Source organism: Asaia sp. SF2.1, from assembly GCF_000505765.1.
Taxonomy (GTDB): domain Bacteria; phylum Pseudomonadota; class Alphaproteobacteria; order Acetobacterales; family Acetobacteraceae; genus Asaia; species Asaia bogorensis.
The window spans coordinates 72,038-76,302 of record NZ_AYXS01000008.1 but is presented as its reverse complement, the minus strand read 5'-3'; the positions used below and the strand labels follow the sequence as shown (position 1 = coordinate 76,302).

Below are 4,265 nucleotides of genomic sequence, written 5' to 3'. Positions count from 1 at the left end.
GCATGGTCCTGCCTTTCTGATGAAGCCACAGCATGTTCTGAGCGATGGCAGCGTAACCATTCGCGGGCAGGCTGTTCCCTATCAGGCAGAGTCGGGCACGCTCATCGTTCATCCCGAGGGCTGGGACGATGCCAATCCCGATCCGAAGGCCCCGCAGGCTGTCGCCTCCATTTTCTACGTCGCCTATTTCAAGAAAGGCGCGCATGCGGAAAACCGCCCCATCACGTTTGTCTATAATGGTGGGCCGGGTTCTGCGACGGTCTGGCTGCATATGGGGGCGCTCGGCCCCAAGCGTGTTGTGACATCGGACGATGTCCACACCCCTGCTGCGCCTTACAAGCTCGTGGATAACGACGACTCACTTCTGGATTCGACAGATCTCGTCTTTATCGATGCACCGGGCACGGGTTTTGGCCGCGTGATCGGCAAGGATCGTGACAAGGCCTTTTACGGCACTGACCCCGATGCTGCCGCGTTCACCGATTTCATCGCGCAGTTTCTGGCGCGTCACGGGCGTTACAACTCACCCAAATACCTGTTTGGCGAAAGCTATGGCACGACGCGTTCCGCCATCATCGCAAACGCCTTGGCCAATGAGAAAGGGATCGACCTCAATGGTGTGATCCTGCTTTCCCAGATTCTGAATTACGGCAATTCCATCGATCGTGCGCAGGGTAATCCGAGCAATGACCAGCCTTATGTGCTGGGCCTGCCGAGCTTTGCCGCGACAGCCTGGTATCATCACAAGCTACCCGACCAGCCTGTCGATCTGAAGGCATTTCTGGCCGAGGTCGAGCATTTTGCGCTGACCGACTACACCTCCGCCCTGCAGGATGGCACCGGCATCAGCGATGAGAAGCTCAAGGCCACGGCCGAAAAGCTGCATCGCTATACGGGCCTGCCGGTCGATTATCTGATCAAGGCCGATCTGCGCGTGAATGGCGGCGAGTTTGCCAAGACGCTGCTGGGTGATGAGGGGCAGGATACGGGTCGCCTCGATAGCCGGTTCTCGGGCCCGAGCCTCGACCCGCTGGCCCAGCGCCCGGCCTATGATCCGCAATCGGCGGCCATGGAATCGGCCTATGTGGCGGCGTTCAACGATTATGCGCGCAAGACGCTGCATTACGGTGCCGATCCGTCCTTTGGCGATGGGTATATGGAATATCGTGTGAGCGCCCATAGTATCGGCAAGTGGAGCTTCACCCACAAGCAGCCCGACCAGCGCGGTCCGGCCCGTGGCGAGCCCAATGTGCTGCCGGATCTGGCGATGGCGATGAAAACCAACCCCTCACTGCAGGTCATGCTCAATCAGGGTTATTACGATCTTGGCACGCCCTATTTCGAGGGTGTGTATGAAATGCGCCATCTGCCGATCCCGCGCGCGCTCGCGAAAAATATCGAGATCAAGCAATATGCGTCGGGTCATATGGTCTATGCCCATCTGCCCGCGTTGAAGGAAATGCACGATAACGTTTCGCAGTTTATTGCAAGGACGCATCCGAAATCGTCGTAATAATTTAGAACAGGCGCGGCTGTGGGGTTTCCAAACGGCGGAAGGATGATCTAGAAATTTCGCCACTTTGGGCGGTGTCAGACCGCCCGCCCCCTGCAAGCATGCGAAAGAGTGCCTGATGAACGCGCCTGTCTCCCTGCCTATGCCTACCATTGCCGAGCCCCTGTCCGGGCTCCTGCCCGTTGAGGGGCATCCGGGCCAGTATCGTCTGGCGCCCCCCAGCAAGGAATACGGGCATCTCCAGGCATGTGAAGTGCTGAGCGTCCATCACTGGACCGACCGTCTCTTCACCTTCACCTGCACGCGCGATCCGGGTCTGCGCTTCGAGAATGGCCAGTTCACGATGATCGGCATCGAGGTCGAGGGTAAGCCGCTGCTGCGCGCCTACTCCATCGCTTCGGCCAATTACGAGGAAGAGCTGGAATTCCTGTCCATTGCGGTGGAAGATGGCCCGCTGACCTCGCGTTTGCGCCATGTGAAGGTGGGTGACACCGTGCTTGTCGGTCGCAAGCCGGTGGGCACCTTGCTACTCGATAATCTGCGTCCGGGCCGTAACCTTTATTTCCTCTCGACGGGTACGGGTCTTGCCCCGTTCATGAGCCTGATCGAGGACCCGGAATGCTACGAGCGTTACGAGAATGTCGTGCTGAGCCATACCGTTCGTGTTTCGGGCGAACTGGCCTACATGAACCATATACGCCATGACCTGCCGAACCACGAATTCCTTGGCGAGTATGTGTCCAAGCAGCTGAAATATTATCCGGCCGTTACCCGTGAAGACTTCGCTGTGACAGATCGCATCACCACGCTGATCGAAAACGGCAAGATCTTCGAGGATCTGGGTCTGCCCAGGCTCGATCCCGAGCATGACCGCGTGATGATCTGCGGCTCGCCGGAAATGCTGGCTGATACGGAAAAGCTTCTGCTTTCCATGGGCTTTGACGAAGGCAACATGAGCAATCAGGGCTCCTATGTCGTCGAGAAGGCCTTTGCGGAACGCTAAGCCCTCCCGCCCCGTTCTGAAGGGGCGCAGAACAGAATACTGAACATACCATGCGCGGCCGGGAGATTTTCCGGCCGCGTTTGATTTTGGGGAGAGGCTTGATGCCGGATTTCGATGTTTTCGTGATTGGTGCAGGCTCGGGCGGGGTACGCTTTGCCCGTATCGCGGCCCAGAACGGCGCGAAGGTGGCGATTGCCGAAAGCCGCCACTGGGGCGGGACCTGTGTGAATCTGGGCTGCGTGCCCAAAAAGCTTATGGTCTATGCGTCGGAAGGGGCCGAAGCCGCTGAGGATGCGCAGGCTTATGGCTGGGACGTGCAGCTGGGTGCCCATGACTGGTCACGGTTCATCGCGGCCAAGGACAAGGAAATCGAAAGGCTCGATGGCATCTACAAGTCGATGCTGGGCAAGGCCGGGGTCGAGTTGTTTGTCGGACGCGCCAGACTGATCGACCCCAACACGATCGAGATCGGGCCCGGTCCTCTGGACGAGCAGGCCGAGCCGCGACGGGTGACGGCAAAGCGCATCGTGATCGCCACAGGTGGCCGCCCCACACGCCCGCCGATCGATGGTGCTGAGCACGCCATCATTTCTGATGAGGCCTTTCATCTCAAGACCCGCCCGGAGCGCATCTGCATCATCGGGGGCGGGTATATCGGTATCGAATTCGCCGGCATCTTCGCGGGGCTCGGCTCGAAAGTCGATCTCGTGTTCAGGCAGGATCTGCCCCTGCGCGGCTTCGACCGCGAATTGCGCGAGAAGCTGCATGAGGCGTTGCCTCATCATGGTATCGCTGTTCATGCAGGCCAGAGCCCCGAACGGATCGAGAAGCTGGGCGAGGGGCATTATCGCGTCAGCCTCGGCAATGGCGAGACGATCGAGACCGATTGCGTGTTTTTCGCCACCGGACGCAAGCCCAATATCGACGGGCTGGGTCTGGACGGTGTTGGGGTGGCGGTCAAGGATGGCGCCATTGCCGTGGACGACCAATCCGCCACGAATGTGGGGAACATATACGCCATTGGCGATGTCACGGACCGGATCAATTTGACTCCTGTTGCCATCGCCGAGGGGCATATTCTGGCAGAGGCGCTCTATACTGGCCACGCCAGAAGCTGGTCGTTCGAGACCACCCCCAAGGCGGTATTCTTCTCTGAGCCACTCGCAAGTGTCGGCCTGACCGAGGAGGAGGCATCGGAAAAGGCGGATATCGAGGTGTTTACAGCGTCTTTCCGTCCGCTGCGCCAGACACTGATCGGCCGCGAACGCAAAGCCTTCATGAAGCTGGTTGTCGAGCGTGAGAGCCAGAAGGTGGTCGGCGCGCATATGATGGGCGACGCCTCTGCGGAAATGATGCAGGGCATTGCGATTGCCATCACAGCCGGGCTGAAGAAGATCGATTTCGATCGCACGATCGGTATCCACCCCACTACGGCGGAGGAATTCGTGACCATGCGCAGCCCGACGCGTCAGGTTGCCCGCAAGGGATGACGCGTTGAACCCTCTCCGGGGAAACCGGAGAGGGGAGTGATGTCAGATGCCGGTGCTGGTCAGAAAGGCCAGAAGGTCGCGGTTGAGCGCATCGGCATCAGTGGCAAACAGGCCATGCGGGGCGCTGTCATATTCGACATAGCGCGCATGAGGGAGCGCTTCACTCACGCGTTTACCGGTCAACTCGTAGGGCACGGTCTTGTCGCCAGTGCCGTGAACCACCAGCGTCGGCACCGTAAAGGCCGCGAGATCAGGGCGG

4 protein-coding genes are annotated in these 4,265 nt (G+C 59.5%); 3 read left to right on the top strand and 1 reads right to left on the bottom strand.

The genetic code is table 11. From position 1 onward, the window contains the following. From P792_RS25550 to gorA, 3 genes are all read left to right on the top strand, one after another. Positions 1-1,513, top strand: a 1,513-nt coding sequence (locus tag P792_RS25550; protein WP_023978155.1) for a S10 family peptidase, incomplete at its 5' end; no start/stop codon positions are given. A 118-nt stretch (positions 1,514-1,631) separates the two neighbouring features. After that, complete coding sequence (locus P792_RS25545) at positions 1,632-2,516, top strand: ferredoxin--NADP reductase (RefSeq protein WP_023978154.1); 885 nt, start codon at positions 1,632-1,634, stop codon at positions 2,514-2,516. Between the two features lie 101 nt (positions 2,517-2,617). Next, positions 2,618-4,006: a glutathione-disulfide reductase gene (gene gorA / locus P792_RS25540; protein ID WP_031240352.1), complete on the top strand. Its 1,389-nt coding sequence runs from the start codon at positions 2,618-2,620 to the stop codon at positions 4,004-4,006. 42 nt (positions 4,007-4,048) lie between these two features. Here gorA and P792_RS38475 read toward each other — a convergent pair. Further along, on the bottom strand, positions 4,049-4,265 hold a 217-nt coding region (locus tag P792_RS38475), incomplete at its 5' end, for an alpha/beta fold hydrolase (RefSeq protein ID WP_035439488.1).